The sequence below is a fragment of the Armatimonadota bacterium genome, from assembly GCA_017303935.1.
Taxonomy (GTDB): domain Bacteria; phylum Armatimonadota; class Fimbriimonadia; order Fimbriimonadales; family Fimbriimonadaceae; genus JAFLBD01.
Map to the genome: position 1 here is coordinate 113867 of JAFLBD010000001.1, position 13987 is coordinate 127853.

Consider the following 13987-nt stretch of genomic DNA (forward strand, 5'->3'; position numbering starts at 1 on the left):
ATGAACTTCCCTTATCGACCCGAACAGGCATCCAACTTCGCAATGGATTACGATGCCCTCTTCTTTACGATTTCGGCCCTAACCGCAATCTTCACCTTGATGGTGATGGTGCTCTGCATCTGGCTGATCTCTAAGTACAAAAGAGGCAAGGACGCTGACCGCTCGAATCCAGTGCATCACAACACCATGATCGAGCTGGTATGGTCGCTGATCTCGTTGGTCTTGGGTATGGGGATCTTCACCTGGGGCAGCAAGATATTTATCGAAATGCGCCAACCACCTGCTAATGCAATGGAGATCTTTGTGGTTGGTAAGCGATGGATGTGGCACATCCAGCACGCAAACGGTATCCGCGAGAATAACGAACTGCACGTTCCTGTTGGGCAACCGGTCAAGCTCACCATGATCAGCCAAGACGTCATCCACGCTTTCTACATCCCGCAATTCCGGGTTCAATACCACGTTGTTCCTGGTCGGTACACGATGCTCTGGTTCACCGCAACAAAGGCAGGAAAGTACAACCTGTTCTGCAGCATGCACTGCGGTACACAGCACTCAGAAATGGGTGGATACGTTTATGCGATGGAGCGACCTGACTGGCAACGATGGTTGGCCAGTGGCGGAAACCGCTACAAGCCAGTGCCAGAAACGATGGTCGCCGCCGGTGAGCAGTTGTACAAAGACTTCTCTTGTTCAAATTGCCACAAGGATGTCGACGATATGCGCGCTCCTTCGCTTAACGGCTTGTTCGGGCGAAAGCGGACCTTCAACGATGGTACTTCGATGATCGCGGATCAAGAGTACATTCGACAATCATTGCTAAATCCAGGCTTGAACGTGGTCAAGGGATACAACGTGACCATGCAACCTTACACATTTAGCGAAGAACAGATTTTGGCGATCGGGGAATACCTACGCACCAAGGGCACTGCCACCTCTGAGGCTGCCCAAAGCGTGAACCCCGCCGTCATCAACACTGCCATTCCGGCTGGCAACGCCGGAGGAAACCGATGATACAAGAAGCAACGAAACCGCAAGTCTTCTCTGATACAGAAGGCCATGCTGAAAAGAACTACCTGAACGCGGGGCATACGCTCGCTTCGTGGCTGCTTACTAAGGACCACAAGCGAATCGCGGTGATGTACCTCATCAGCGTTTCGATCTTCTTCTTGGTAGGTTCGATCGCTGCGATGATGATCCGACTGGAGCTCACGTCCCCTCGCGGGACTCTGATGAGCTCCGAAACCTACAATAAGACATTCACCGCGCACGGCGTCGTGATGATCTTCTTGTTCCTTATCGTTGCGATTCCTGGTGTCTTTGGCAACTTCTTGATTCCGCTGATGATCGGCGCGCGTGACCTAGCCTTCCCGAGGTTGAACCTTGCGAGCTTGTACGCGTTCTGGATCGGCGGCATCATGGCGACCATCGCGCTTCTTTCGGGTGGCGTCGATACTGGCTGGACGTTCTATACACCGATGTCTTCGATGTATTCGAATGGCAATGTCACCTTGACGTTGGTAGGCGCGTTTATTATCGGTTTTAGCTCCATCTTTACCGGGGTGAACTTCATTGCGACCATCCACAAGATGCGTGCGCCCGGCATGACTTGGTGGCGAATGCCGCTCTATGTCTGGTCCCACTATTCCACTTCCGTCATCATCCTCTTGGGAACGCCGGTTGTGGCTATCACACTGCTGCTAGTCGTAGTCGAGCGAGTGCTTCACATCGGAATTTTCAGCCCAGAATTGGGTGGCGACCCGGTGCTCTTCCAGCACATGTTCTGGTTCTACTCGCACCCTGCGGTGTACATCATGATTCTCCCAGCGATGGGTGTGATCAGCGAAGTCATGAGCTGCTTTAGCCGAAACAAGGTATTCGGCTATCAGATGGTGGCCATGTCATCAATGGGTATTGCTGCACTCGGTTTCGTTGTGTGGGGACACCACATGTTCATCGCTTCTCAGTCGATGTATCAAGGCATCGTGTTCTCCTTGCTCAGCTTCTTGGTGGCGATCCCGTCCGCTATTAAGGTGTTCAACTGGACGCTCACAATGTACAAAGGATCGGTGTGGCTTGCCTCGCCGATGGTCTATGCACTCGGATTCATCGGTTTGTTCACCCTCGGTGGACTCACCGGTCTCTACTTGGCCTGCGTCGGAACAGACGTTCACTTGACCGCAACTTACTTCGTGGTGGCGCACTTCCACTACGTCATGGTCGGCGGAACCTTGTTGGCGTTCTTGGCTGCACTTCACTTCTGGTGGCCAAAGATGTTTGGGCGAATGTATCCAGAGGCGATCGCCAAATGGAACGCCGTCGTTGTCTTTATCGGATTTAACGTGACCTTCTTGCCACAATTCGTTGTGGGCTATATGGGAATGCCGCGCCGATACCACTTCTACTACTTTGCGCCGGAGTTCCAGATCTATCACGTCATGAGTACTCTCGGTTCATCCGTTCTGGCGTTCGGTCTGATCATGCCGGCCTTCTACCTCACGAAGTCGCTCATCAGCGGACCAAAGGCACCGGCCAATCCGTGGGGCGCTAAAGGACTTGAATGGGAAGCTTGCACATCGCCTCCAGACAAGCACAACTTCCACGGAATCCCTGTGGTTGTGGGCGATGTCTACGATTACAACGCTGAGGAAGAAGAGCTTCGATTGAAGGGCTTGGCACCACAGATGGTCACAAAGGACGATAAGGTGAAATTCATCTAATGGCTAGCGGAATCATGCACGAAAAGAACCACGATGTGGTTTATGAGCAATACGAAGAAATAGGTCAACAACAAGAGACCTACGTCTTGGGAATGTGGGCGTTCTTGGTGACCGAAGTCATGTTCTTCGGTGTGCTGTTCATGGCGTACATTCTGTACCGATGGAAGTACCAACCTTACTTCTTCATCGTTCACGAGCAGCTCGACTGGAAGCTTGGTGGCATCAACACCATGAACTTGCTGTTCAGCTCGTTCGCGATGGCTCTCGCGGTGCACTATGCGCAAACGAAGCAGAAGACAAAACAAATTCTCTGCTTGCTAACAACTATCGGATGCGCCTTTATCTTCATGGTCATCAAGTACAAGGAGTACAGCGACAAGATTCAGCACCACCACCTTCCTGGACCAAGCTTCCAATGGCATGAATCAGGTGTGCCAGCGCACATCGCTCAGCTGTTCTTCAGCTTGTACTTTGCTATGACTGGATTGCACGGAATCCACGTCCTCATCGGGATTTTGGTTATCGGGACGCTCACCATCATGGTAGCGCGTGACCATAAAGCGATCACGGACTACGTGCCAACCGAACTGGTGGGTCTGTATTGGCACTTCGTCGACCTCGTGTGGATCTTCTTGTTCCCACTGTTCTATCTCATCCCAAGGTAATTCTATGGCTACTGATACTCACGAACACGCGCATTCGCATCACATCACCCCAATCGGACATCTGTTTAGGGTATTCATTTCCTTGACAGCATTAATGGTGGGGACCATTTGGTGGGCACAGTTCGCTCTTGCGCACCCAGAAGGCGCATTAGGTCTCAACAGGGCGGGCTTCTCGTACCTGAACAACATCGTTGCCATGGGAATCGCTGTTTTTAAGGCATATTTAGTTATCCAGATCTTCATGGGAGTGAAGTTCGCATCCAATGCGATCAAGACCTATGCGATCCTCGGTTTTGTTTGGTTCACGTTGATGTTCATTATGTTCACCGACTACGGAACCCGGCACTGGGAAGCCGTCAAGGGTTGGTCGAAGGAATCGCCACTGGCGATGCCGCGTGCTGACTTGCCGTACGAACAGAGCATCCCTTCGCGAGAGGAGATTCTCAACCAACCTCACACCGAATCAAGTCACGAATCTGGCCATTAATCGACGGCTCGATTCGAAATTGGCTGGCCCAAAATTTGGGTCAGCCAATCTTGTTTAGCCGTTCAAATATCGCTTAGGCACCCGCATCCCGATTCGAGTCGGAATCTCGTGGAGGTTGGTCTCTGCAAGGGGTGAAAGGTCCTCGATTCTTACCCCGTCCCCCACGATGACGGCAGTATCACCCACTGCAATGTCGGGGACACTCGTCACGTCCACCATCATCTGGTCCATGCATACCAACCCGACGACAGGGCATTTAACTTCCTTGACTCGGACAAATCCTTTGCTACTGAGCGACCGAGGATAGCCGTCGCCGTATCCGACCCCAAGCGTCGCGATCTTGCAATCAGCAGGACATACATAGGTGCTGCTGTATCCCACTGTTTCTCCGGCTTTAACATCTCGGAGGGCGATCACCCGCGCATACCAAGTCAACGCTCGTTGGTGGTCGCCACCACAGAGGCTGTACAGATCGATCCCATAGGCAACAATCCCGACTCTAACCATTTGGTGAGAATGCTCTGGGTACTTCATCGTGCCGGCGCTGTTACTGCTATGAACGATGTCTGGAAGGAGCGACAAACTATCTAGCTCGCGAACGATATCCCCAAATCTGTCGGCTTGCCGAATGGTCTTGGCGGCGTCAGTCGAACTGTCGACGTAATGGTGCGACAAGCCCTCAAGTTTCAAATTAGGCAGTTGGGAAATCTGTCGCACGAGTTCAACGGTGTCTTCTGGACGGCATCCAAAGCGCGCAATCCCAGTGTCTACTTCCAGGTGGGCGAATGCCGTCTTTCCGAGTCTTTTTCCGGCTTCAGAAAGCGACTTTGCGGCCTCCAGAGACTCGATACTCACCCGCAAATCGTAATGGACGGCCTGGTCGGATTCAACGGGCAAAATCGGCGAGAGGATCAAGATTGGGCATTGGACGCCCGCTTCTCGAATCGCAATCGCTTCCGGCGCTGTGGCCACGCAAAGCCAATCGGCGCCGTGAGTCTCCGCGTAGCGAGAAATCGGCACAATGCCGTGGCCGTATCCATCCGCCTTCACCACCATCGAAAGCAGCTTTTCAGGACCAATCCTTGCCCGTACGGCCGCGAGATTGATGCCGATCGCACTTAAATCGATATCGATCCAGGTTCGAGGATATGCTTCCACAGTTATGATTGTGGCGCAGTTGGTGTGATCGTCACTTCGAGCGTCTTTCCATCACGAATGATGACGGCGACGACCGACTTACCGGCTTCAGCCTTGCTCAACGCCTCTTGCAAATCTTCGACGCTCTTTATATCGACCGTCCCAAACTTCACCAGAATATCGCCTGAGCGAATTCCGGCTGACTCGGCGGGAGAGCCTGGAGTGGCCCCATTGAGAACCAGTCCTCTGGGATCCTCGCTACCCATGTTTGGAATGAATCCAACCCGGACTCGGCGACTCGAACTTCCGTTCCCGCTGCCTTGCGGTGGTTGTGGCCCGGCGGCGAAGACTAGCCGGCTGTCGATTTTGTCAATCGACTTTATGGTGCGACTCACGACCTCAATGACGCGAGCCAATCCATCGAGATTCAAAGTATCGAACTTGTCATTTTCGGTGTGGTACTCGTTGTGCATGTCTGTGAAGAAGAACAACGAAGGGACTCCTGCGGCGATAAAGCTGGCATGGTCGCTGTTTCCGGGACTGCTCATCACCTTGTTGTATCGCACGCCATCGATTGCCGCGCCATCCAGAATGGAGGAAAACTCTTTCGCCGAATTGACGCAATACACGGTGAGTGCGCCATCACGAAGCCGACCAATCATGTCCATGTTGATCATCGCTTGAGTTGACTTCAGCAACTCTGCATGGTCCCGCGCCCATGCTCGCGAGCCAAAAAGACCTTCTTCCTCACCGCTGTATGCTTGGAAAATCAGGGTACGGCGGTTCGACTTGGTTCTGCCAAAGTACTCGGCGAGTGCCAATACGCCCGAAGTTCCACTGGCATTGTCGTCGGCGCCATAGTGAATGAAATCGGTGCCGGTACGGGAACCGACTTCACCGTACCCTAGGTGGTCGAAATGACCGCCAATGATGATGAACTCGCTCTTAAGCTTTGGATCAGTGCCAGGCAACATACCGATGACATTGCGGCCCATTCCGGCGTTCGGGACCAGATCGGTGATCGCGCGGAACTTCACATCGGATTGTTGAACAGAATCGGGAGTGCCATATTTGAACGGTGTGTGGGCTTCGAAAGCTTCCTTGGTCATCGCCACCGCTGAGAAATTTAGTTTCGACGGAATCCCATTCGAGCGTGCAAATCTAGGAAGTTCACTCCGTCCATCCGAGGGACCTCCCACCAAAATGACTCCCTTGACGCCCAACTGGCTGAGCATTAAACATCGTGCGGCGAGTCTCGTTTCCGGTTTGGAAGCTGTCGCAACTCGGTTTAGGGCAACCCATCGCCCTTCGACCTCTTCCTTCCGAATTCCGGATGTCATCTCGCCGATGTACGCGACAGGGCCGGTGAACAGAATTTGTGAGGTCGTGCCCACCACTGGGACGAATTCCTTGCCTAGCGCGAGCGAATGAGACACTCTGCCATTGATAAACGTGGCAATGTTTCGGTTGCTCGGTTTGACGTTGATTGTCACTGGATAGTCGTGAAAGAACGAGCCCTTCTCAAGCGGCGTCAATCCGTATTTCTTGAAGTGATCCGCAATGTAATTGGCGGCTTCGAACATCTGCGGCGACAAAGTCATCCGCCCTTCCATCTTCGGGTCCGAGAGAAATTTGACGTGACGGGCCGAAATCTCGGGATCAGTTTGGAATGATGGGGCGGACAGGGCAGCGACTGCGAGAACCAGAGCTCGAATCATCACGTAAGTTTACGGGATATTCCGGCTGGAATGGTGCCCAAAATTCGAATCAATGCACGATCTAGACGCGTCTAACCATTTGGTGGAAAAGCTGCAACGACGCGAACAGATATTACATCAAGCCTACGAAATTGCTGGCAATAACGGCATCGAAAACTTGCATGCAAGAACGATTGGAAAGGCACTGGGAGTGAATCACGCCGCGGTGCACTACTATTTCAGCACACGGAAAGACCTCCTGATCGCCTTGGCGAGCTATGCCCACTCTCGGTTTGTGGGAGACCTCGAACGGCTCCAAGCTGGTCAGCAGACAGGCCGGCAGAGACTCGAAACCCATATCGCTCTTTACGAAGCGTATGCCAAGCCAACGAGCCGGTTCTTCCGGGTGATGTCTTCGATGTTCGTCGCTGCGGCGGAGTTCGATGAAATCAAGAAGCAACTCAACGCCATGGTGAAGGATCAAGCGGAAAAGCTTGAGCGCGACCTGACTGCCGCAAAAGAAGAAAGGGCGATAAAGAGCGATAGCGTGTTCGCTCACGCGGACACGCTATCGGCTTTCTTGATGGGACTTTGCTACCGTTCGCAAATCGGTGGGATCGACGATCCAACCGCTGCGGTTGATCAAGTTTTCGCTTCGCTTTTTAATTGAAGCTTAGTTGACTCGGCGGATGTCTTCGCGGCGGACGATTCCGTCCTTTGGATTCGATCGACCGAAGAACATCACCTTGTCGCCAATTTTGACCATCTGCGAAGGTCGAGTGTGCAAGGTGTGGGCGTCGCCATCGATTCGGATTCGATAAATCTGGCCACCCGATTCGACGGTAATGGACTCTCGAACTCGGTAACCGAGCTTTCCTGCGTATTGCTTTTCGCGCTTGATTTCGGTAACGCGATAGGTCGTGTCTGAAGTCGAATAGGAGATGGAGATCACTGCTGCGGCGAGGATTGAGAACGATTGCATGTCTAACCTATGGCAAAAGCCGTGCCAAATCGCAAATTCTGGACAGATTTTTTCTAGAGGTAAAACATTGCAATGAGCGCGCGCGTGGGAATATTGGTGGGCAAATCAGGCCGTGGGAGCAATATGACTGCACTCATCACTGCATCTATGGCCGGACTTGTTTCTGCAGAAATCGTCACCGTCGTAAGCCCATCTGCAACCGCGCCGGCATTGCTCAGAGCAGAGGAACTTGGCGTACCAAGTGGTTCGTTTACGAACACTGATCAATTACTCCAACAAGTTTCGAATTGCGATTTTCTTTGTTTGGCTGGGTTTCTATCTTTGATCCCCAACGAAGTATTGGAAGCATTTCCAAATCGCATCTTAAACATCCATCCGGCACTCCTTCCCAAATTCGGCGGAAAAGGGATGTACGGAATGAGGGTGCATGAAGCGGTCATTCATGCGGGCGAGAAGGAATCTGGCTGCACGGTTCACTATGTTGATGCCGAATATGACCATGGCCAGCGCATCATGCAGGCGTTCTGTCCGGTGTTGCCGAGCGATACGCCGCAGACTCTGGCAGAACGCGTGCTTACGCTTGAACACGCGACCTATCCCGCCGCTCTGGAGTTGGCGCTAAGAAGTGGATAGGCTCCACCATCCCGCGTACAGCCATCCGATCCTGTGGAAAGTCATTCTTGCAATTGGACGAGCATTGATGTGGATATTTGGTCGCCAACGGACAATCGGTGCGATGCAAATGCCGCGATCGGGTGGGGTCCTTTTGGTAGCCAATCACATTTCGGATGCAGATCCAGTTGCCTTGCAATGCGCATTTGATCGCCCAATCTTCTTTATGGCCGCCGAAGAGCTCTTCCAGATGAAGAGATTGGAGCCGATTATCCGGTGGTTTGGAACATTCCCAGTAAAACGAGGCACCCCAGACCGAGAAGCACTTAGGATCGCCATCGAACACTTGAAGATGGGAGAAGTGGTGTGCGTTTTCCCGGAGGGTGCGCTTTCTGCCGATGGCGAATTGATGCCGCTTCAACCGGGAGTGATTCTGATTTCTGAGAAGACAAAAGTTCCGATCTTGCCGGTCGGACTGATTAATACCGACGGAATCGTGCCATACGGCTCCACGACGCCGAGGATCTCGCGGCGCAAGGTGCGAGTGAATGTGGGGCAGATTCTGCAAGCCTCGATCCCAAAGTCGGAAGTCTTGCCCGCGATCGAAGCTTCGCTCCGAACGTTACTCAGTGATTAGCACTCGTTCGGCAAGGATCAGCGCCACGAAGTCATCCACGGGCTCTGGTGGTTCTTGCATACTGCTCGGCAGAATCCTTCGCCATCCCCGTCGCTTGTTGTACTCCCAATAGCGCTCGCGGGCGGCGAGAGTCGTGTTCTTTTCGTCTACGACCAGAACGCCAAGTCCGGGAGCATGACGACTGATTCGTTCGACAATCGCTTTGGATTTGGTGCCGCTACCGACAATCACGAGTGCAAAGTTCGCAATTTCCCTGACTTCATCCAGCCGGACTTCCAGATCATCGACTGGGCAGACCTTGCGCCAAAGGAGCTGAATCTCTTCCTCTGCAGTCCGCCTAACGAGCGCCATCCCGACTTTACTTGAGCCGGGATCAATCGCCAGAACGGTCTTCTCTAGATAGCTCATCTCAGTCGGAAGCGAATCTTCAGTCGATCGGCGCGGCGTACTTCGATGTCGGCGAGCGCCTGAACTCGTACCGGGCGACCGTATTGCCGAATTTCGCGGACAATCGAAATGACGTCCTCATCTTCGATGGTACCAAGCGGCGCATCCGAGCCATTGACAGGGATCATCTTGTCTTTGATCGCCTTCGCCGATACGGTCGTCGATAGGAACGTATTCAGGTTCTCCAGGATCAAACTCTCTGGGAGGGAACCGTCAATCCTCGTCTCTGCGATGACCTCTCCTTGTCGATAGACCACGCTGTTCGGAAGGATGATCGCCTGTGCAGGGACCGGCTCGTCTGCAAACGAATTCAGCACGCATTCGAGCAGCACAACAATTTGCTCGTTCTTCGCTGTCATTAACTTGACGATGGCATCGTGGGCCGCAGTGCCGGATGTCGGCTCACCATTCCGCCCTGCCGGACCGAAGAGCGCGACGATATCATTGCCCGCGTCTGGCTTGGCACCTTTGCGCTCGGCGGCCAATCTTGCGTTTCGTATCAACGCGTTGAGTGCGTTCTCCGCTTCTGCCGTGCTCGCGTTGTCGGTCAGGGTGATTCGCGCGAGTTCCGCGCCACGAGAATAGACCATCGGCTTCGTGCGTGCCGCGCCGGCGGAGTTGAACAATCCTTGACTCAGCGACTGAAGTTGGGCAATCTCTTGGCGTGTTTTTTCCTGCTCCTCTTTTATTTGCTCAAGCTGCTTCGCTGCTTGGTCAATCTGCTTGCGGAACTCTTCGTCCGCGTTCTCATACTGCTCTTGCGCCGTTTTGAGCTCGGACTCTAGTCGCTGTTTCTGCCCTTCCAGCTTTTCGTTTGAAGTCTCCAAGCTTCGTACTGCCAGATCGAGTCGCGTCTGAAGCGCGGTCATCTCGCGGAGTTGCTCGCTGGCTTTCATCCCGCTTTGTTTGATCGCTTCATATTCCTTGGTGAGTTCGCGAACCTCGGAGGTGCGATTGCCCACTTCATTACGCAAGGAATTGACGTTCTTCAGCAGCATCGTTGCCTTAAGCCGCAAAACCCGAGCCTGGCTTGTGGTCATCGAAAGATCTTTCTTGGTTCTCGCCAGAGCTTTGGTGATCTGATTCCGCTCATTGGTGAGCTGCGTCCTCGACGACTGGAGTTCTAGCAAATCTTTCGTTTGGTCTTCGAGCTTTTTGCTTTGGATCGAAATCTCGGCCTGCTTTTTTCGTAGTTCGCCCTCGGACTGGCTGAGTTCAGCGCGAACACGCTCGCTCTCGGTAAGCATCACTCGCACATCTTGGCTCGCGATAGAGAGGAGCCCCAGCGTGACGATCGGAATGATTGCACCCGCGCTTGTAGTAAAAAGTGCAGCCGTATGCTTCGGGCGCATTCTTCCCAGCGTCAACCGCTTTTTGCCCAAGATTCGGCCAAGCAAGTCCGCAAAATACGCAATAACGCCGCCCATTACGAGCAACGAGATAATCAAAGTGAGCGTACCGGACTGCATAGCGAATCAGCGATTCTTGAGGTGAATCGTCACTCCTCCTGCAATGAGACCGAGTAGCACAGGCGTAAAGCTCGCAACGTACGCCGGAATCGCTCCACCTTGGGCGGTAATCGCCAAGATATTCGACACGAGCATGTAGCAGAAAATAATAATCACTGCCATCCAAAAGCCGGATGCAGCTCCTGTCCGGTGGTTTCGAATCCCCAACGGCGCGCCCACGATAGCATAGACGAGTGCCGCGAGCGGGAAGGATATCTTGTTCCAATATTGATATTCGAGGTTTACGATTTGCCCTTTAGACGCCTTGCCAGACCTCTTTTGCTCATCGATTTGGCTCCTCAATTCAGCGAGAGTTCGCGAGTCGCTGTCCTTCTGGCTTTCGGCCTGAAGATCAACCGGCTTGAATCCCATTTTGGGGATTTTTTCGGGCCACGCGCCATCTTCGAGTTCAACGCGCATGGTCGCATCCGCGCTGAGCAAGACCGCTTTCCCAACAATTCGCCATTCAGAATCGTTCTCGTACCGCATCTCATCGGCGACCAAAAAGAACTGTGGCTCTCCACCTTCGTCGTACGAGGTGATCGTAACGCCTTGCAGAGTTCTGTCGGCGATGCTGAAGTTACGAGCCGCGATCACCCCTTTTACTTTGCCGTCTTCTTTGATCGGATAGCTGGTCGTTTTTTCGCTTGAAAGCTCAATCTTCTTCTTGATCTCTTCCTGTAGAATGAGCGCCCGACCGGAAGCAAACGGAACCACGAACTCCGAAGTGATCAAGGCAAGACCTGCGGTGAATACGCCAAACAATGCAACCGGAAGCATCACCCGGTAGAGGCTAACGCCAGCAGCCCGAATCGCTGTGATTTCGCTGTCCCCGCTCAATCGGCCGAACCCGAGCAGCGTCGCCAGAAGCACCGCCATGGGAAAAGTTTTCGCCATGATCCCCGGAAGCAAGAGAACCATGAGCTCCAACACGGTGAAAACGGAAATCCCCTTGACCAGATAATTCGAAAGCTGGAACAGGAACGAACCTGCTGCAATGAGCACCGTGAAAATGGCGACTCCAAAAATCCAAGGGCCGACAATATCGATGAGTATGAGGCGATCAAGCCTGCGCATCATCGTTTAGGTGTCCGAGCCTCCAGGGAACTGTTGCCCGAGATACCGCTGACGAACTCCCTCGTTGTTGACGATGTCATCCGCCTTGCCCTCGGCCCAGATTTTCCCTTCGATGAGGATGTGATTGTAGTCGGTGATTCCAAGGGTGGCCATCACGTTGTGGTCGGTGATCAAAACGCCGATATTTCGATCTTTGAGCTTCCGGACCAGCACCTGAATCTCTTCGATGGTGACCGGATCGATGCCGGTGAAAGGCTCATCCAGCAAAATGAACTTTGGATTCGTCGCGAGTGCACGGGCAATTTCTACTCGGCGGCGTTCGCCACCAGACAGTACTCCCGCAGTTCGGTCTAGGATCGCGGTGATGTGCAGTTCTTCTGCGAGCTCGTCGGTTTTGGACTGAATTTCGGCGTTTTTTGCGCCTTCCATTTCCATCACCAGCCGGATGTTATCGCGCACAGTGAGTCGGCGGAACACGCTCGTTTCTTGCGGCAAATAGCCCACTCCTGCGCGAGCTCGCTTGTACATGGGCCAAGAAGTAACGGCCAGATCATCGAACCGAACGAATCCGGAATCCGGTTTGACCAGGCCAATGATCATGTAAAACGTGGTGGTTTTTCCGGCGCCATTCGGCCCCAAAAGCCCGACGACTTGCCCTTGATTGACTTCAAAGCTGACGCCCTGAACAACCTTTCGCCCCTTATAAGACTTGACCAATTGATCGGCGAAGATCTTCACGGCGTTTCTCTAAATTCTCCTTGTCCAGGCTCGCCCTCTGCATAGACCGATTGAATCTTGCCCTTCGCATCAGTGGTGATTCGGATCATATTGGCCTTCATGCTGCCGGCGAACGCGGGTCCCGTTCCCGATAAGATCACACCGCCAACGAGTCGAATTTCCCGACCGCCTTCAACGATTTGGATTTGCGATGCCGAGCCGGAAATGTCTGAGAGCTCCTTTTTCCCGTTGACAATTCGGGATGATTTCAGCCGCATGGTGATCGGCCCAAACAGCTCTCCAGATTGGATTTGGCTTGTAGCGCCTGCAGACATGTCCATAACGAAGCTCCCGCGCGATCCGGTGAGTTGCATCCACTGGGTGCCATCGGCGAGGGAAGATGTCACTGCGATGTTATCGCTGAGTCCGAGCGTGCCTTTGGTTTCATTGCCGACGAAATCCGCAGCGCCGCTGGTGAGCACAGTGGTACGGCTTCCGTCAGCCGATTTTGAAGTCTTCGTTGTTCGAACCCCACCGCTAAAAATCGCCTTCGAAAGGTAATAACCTTTCGTACCTTTGATCGCGGTTCCTTGAATCTTTTGTGCGGTGGTACTCAAACCCTGCCCCTTCCAAACTCCAGAAGCAGGCTTACCGGTGATCACAAAGCTAATCTGATTTTGAACAGAAGTATCCGCTTGCCAAGTGGCAAACTTCAAAACCATATTGCTGTTGCCATCGGTTTGGCTCAGCGATACCGCTGCCAACGAGGCAGTCAAAAACGGCGCAATCCACTTCTTCATCGTTGGGTTATCTTTGAAAGTTGTCGGCGTCCCAAAGGTTTTTAGATCAGGTGTACACCAGATTACTTCCATCGGGTCTGTCTCGATATTGGGGCCAAAAAATCGTACGTCCCCTTTCGCCTGGACCATCTTGATTTCGGCGATCCAGGTCACCGCTTTTGCCGTGAGCTTTTGGAGGCCGGTCGAATCAATAAGTTGGACGTTTGAGCTGAGCTCCAGAGATTGTTTCTTTTGATCGGCAAAGGCATTGTCTGCAGTAAAACGACTGGCTACCTCTGACTTTGAATAAATCTTGCCCTTAACATCGCTGAGCGTGCCACGGATTGAACCAGACTCGGTGATATCCAAAACGCTCTTTTCTGAAACGACGTTCCATACGGGTTTGAGATCAGCAGACTTCGCTTGGATCGTGACGCCCCCGGTTCCAATGCGCTGCTTAACGTCGTCGGCTTTTGGACTTTCATCCGGCACGATTTTCTCGGAACTCGGAGTTTTCTTGGA

15 protein-coding genes are annotated in these 13987 nt (G+C 53.0%); 7 read left to right on the plus strand and 8 right to left on the minus strand.

The features are described 5' to 3' along the window. From coxB to J0L72_00570, 4 genes are read left to right on the plus strand one after another with little or no spacing between them, the layout of a single operon-like run. Positions 1–1014, plus strand: a complete 1014-nt coding sequence (gene coxB / locus J0L72_00555; protein ID MBN8689258.1) for a cytochrome c oxidase subunit II — start codon at positions 1–3, stop codon at positions 1012–1014. After that, on the plus strand, positions 1011–2720 hold the full coding sequence (locus J0L72_00560) for a cbb3-type cytochrome c oxidase subunit I (protein ID MBN8689259.1): 1710 nt from the start codon (positions 1011–1013) through the stop codon (positions 2718–2720). The genes coxB and J0L72_00560 overlap by 4 nt, the downstream gene beginning before the upstream one ends. Before the next feature lie 35 nt (positions 2721–2755). Then, positions 2756–3385 (plus strand): cytochrome c oxidase subunit 3, encoded by a 630-nt coding sequence (locus tag J0L72_00565; GenBank protein MBN8689260.1) that lies wholly within the window; start codon positions 2756–2758, stop codon positions 3383–3385. A 4-nt stretch (positions 3386–3389) separates the two neighbouring features. Beyond that, positions 3390–3872, plus strand: a complete 483-nt coding sequence (locus J0L72_00570) for a hypothetical protein (protein MBN8689261.1) — start codon at positions 3390–3392, stop codon at positions 3870–3872. Between the two features lie 54 nt (positions 3873–3926). Here J0L72_00570 and alr read toward each other — a convergent pair whose 3' ends face one another. Then, positions 3927–5030 carry an alanine racemase gene (alr, locus tag J0L72_00575; GenBank protein MBN8689262.1) on the minus strand — a complete coding sequence of 368 codons (1104 nt, stop codon included), beginning with the start codon at positions 5028–5030 and terminating at the stop codon, positions 3927–3929. Between the two features lie 2 nt (positions 5031–5032). Further along, a complete protein-coding gene (locus J0L72_00580; protein MBN8689263.1) occupies positions 5033–6727 on the minus strand; it encodes a M28 family peptidase in 1695 nt (564 codons plus the stop codon). A gap of 52 nt (positions 6728–6779) precedes the next feature. Here J0L72_00580 and J0L72_00585 point away from each other — a divergent pair, with 52 nt between their 5' ends. Beyond that, a complete protein-coding gene (locus tag J0L72_00585; GenBank protein MBN8689264.1) occupies positions 6780–7376 on the plus strand; it encodes a TetR/AcrR family transcriptional regulator in 597 nt (198 codons plus the stop codon). A 3-nt stretch (positions 7377–7379) separates the two neighbouring features. Here J0L72_00585 and J0L72_00590 read toward each other — a convergent pair whose 3' ends face one another. Then, on the minus strand, positions 7380–7688 hold the full coding sequence (locus J0L72_00590; GenBank protein MBN8689265.1) for a hypothetical protein: 309 nt from the start codon (positions 7686–7688) through the stop codon (positions 7380–7382). Between the two features lie 72 nt (positions 7689–7760). On the opposite strand from J0L72_00590, the gene J0L72_00595 reads away from it, so the two are divergent. Together J0L72_00595 and J0L72_00600 are read left to right on the plus strand one after the other, a co-directional pair. Next, a complete protein-coding gene (locus J0L72_00595; GenBank protein ID MBN8689266.1) occupies positions 7761–8321 on the plus strand; it encodes a phosphoribosylglycinamide formyltransferase in 561 nt (186 codons plus the stop codon). Then, on the plus strand, positions 8314–8937 hold the full coding sequence (locus tag J0L72_00600; GenBank protein MBN8689267.1) for a 1-acyl-sn-glycerol-3-phosphate acyltransferase: 624 nt from the start codon (positions 8314–8316) through the stop codon (positions 8935–8937). The genes J0L72_00595 and J0L72_00600 overlap by 8 nt, the downstream gene beginning before the upstream one ends. On the opposite strand, the gene J0L72_00605 is transcribed toward J0L72_00600, so the two are convergent. Genes J0L72_00605 through J0L72_00625 form a run of 5 tightly spaced genes read right to left on the minus strand, consistent with a single transcriptional unit; the run spans position 8923 to position 13957 of the window. Then, the gene (locus J0L72_00605) at positions 8923–9345 is read right to left on the minus strand and encodes a pre-16S rRNA-processing nuclease YqgF (protein ID MBN8689268.1); all 423 of its coding nucleotides are present in this window, start codon (positions 9343–9345) and stop codon (positions 8923–8925) included. The genes J0L72_00600 and J0L72_00605 overlap by 15 nt on opposite strands. Beyond that, the gene (locus J0L72_00610) at positions 9342–10853 is read right to left on the minus strand and encodes a DUF3084 domain-containing protein (GenBank protein MBN8689269.1); all 1512 of its coding nucleotides are present in this window, start codon (positions 10851–10853) and stop codon (positions 9342–9344) included. Before J0L72_00610 ends, J0L72_00605 begins: the two co-directional genes overlap by 4 nt. 6 nt (positions 10854–10859) lie before the next feature. Continuing rightward, complete coding sequence (locus J0L72_00615; GenBank protein ID MBN8689270.1) at positions 10860–11972, minus strand: LptF/LptG family permease; 1113 nt, start codon at positions 11970–11972, stop codon at positions 10860–10862. Between the two features lie 3 nt (positions 11973–11975). Then, positions 11976–12707 (minus strand): LPS export ABC transporter ATP-binding protein, encoded by a 732-nt coding sequence (gene lptB / locus J0L72_00620; protein MBN8689271.1) that lies wholly within the window; start codon positions 12705–12707, stop codon positions 11976–11978. Continuing rightward, positions 12704–13957 (minus strand): hypothetical protein, encoded by a 1254-nt coding sequence (locus J0L72_00625; GenBank protein ID MBN8689272.1) that lies wholly within the window; start codon positions 13955–13957, stop codon positions 12704–12706. Before J0L72_00625 ends, lptB begins: the two co-directional genes overlap by 4 nt. Between the last annotated feature and the right edge of the window lie 30 nt (positions 13958–13987).

Excerpts from the sequence above, each read along its gene's own strand:
- J0L72_00615 (MBN8689270.1), bottom strand. The coding sequence starts at position 11,972 with ATGATGCGCAGGCTTGATCGCCTCATACTCATCGATATTGTCGGCCCT.
- J0L72_00605 (MBN8689268.1), bottom strand. The coding sequence starts at position 9,345 with ATGAGCTATCTAGAGAAGACCGTTCTGGCGATTGATCCCGGCTCAAGT.
- J0L72_00580 (MBN8689263.1), bottom strand. The coding sequence starts at position 6,727 with ATGATTCGAGCTCTGGTTCTCGCAGTCGCTGCCCTGTCCGCCCCATCA.
- J0L72_00595 (MBN8689266.1), top strand. The coding sequence starts at position 7,761 with ATGAGCGCGCGCGTGGGAATATTGGTGGGCAAATCAGGCCGTGGGAGC.
- J0L72_00610 (MBN8689269.1), bottom strand. The coding sequence starts at position 10,853 with ATGCAGTCCGGTACGCTCACTTTGATTATCTCGTTGCTCGTAATGGGC.
- J0L72_00560 (MBN8689259.1), top strand. The coding sequence starts at position 1,011 with ATGATACAAGAAGCAACGAAACCGCAAGTCTTCTCTGATACAGAAGGC.
- J0L72_00570 (MBN8689261.1), top strand. The coding sequence starts at position 3,390 with ATGGCTACTGATACTCACGAACACGCGCATTCGCATCACATCACCCCA.
- coxB (MBN8689258.1), top strand. The coding sequence starts at position 1 with ATGAACTTCCCTTATCGACCCGAACAGGCATCCAACTTCGCAATGGAT.
- J0L72_00585 (MBN8689264.1), top strand. The coding sequence starts at position 6,780 with ATGCACGATCTAGACGCGTCTAACCATTTGGTGGAAAAGCTGCAACGA.
- J0L72_00590 (MBN8689265.1), bottom strand. The coding sequence starts at position 7,688 with ATGCAATCGTTCTCAATCCTCGCCGCAGCAGTGATCTCCATCTCCTAT.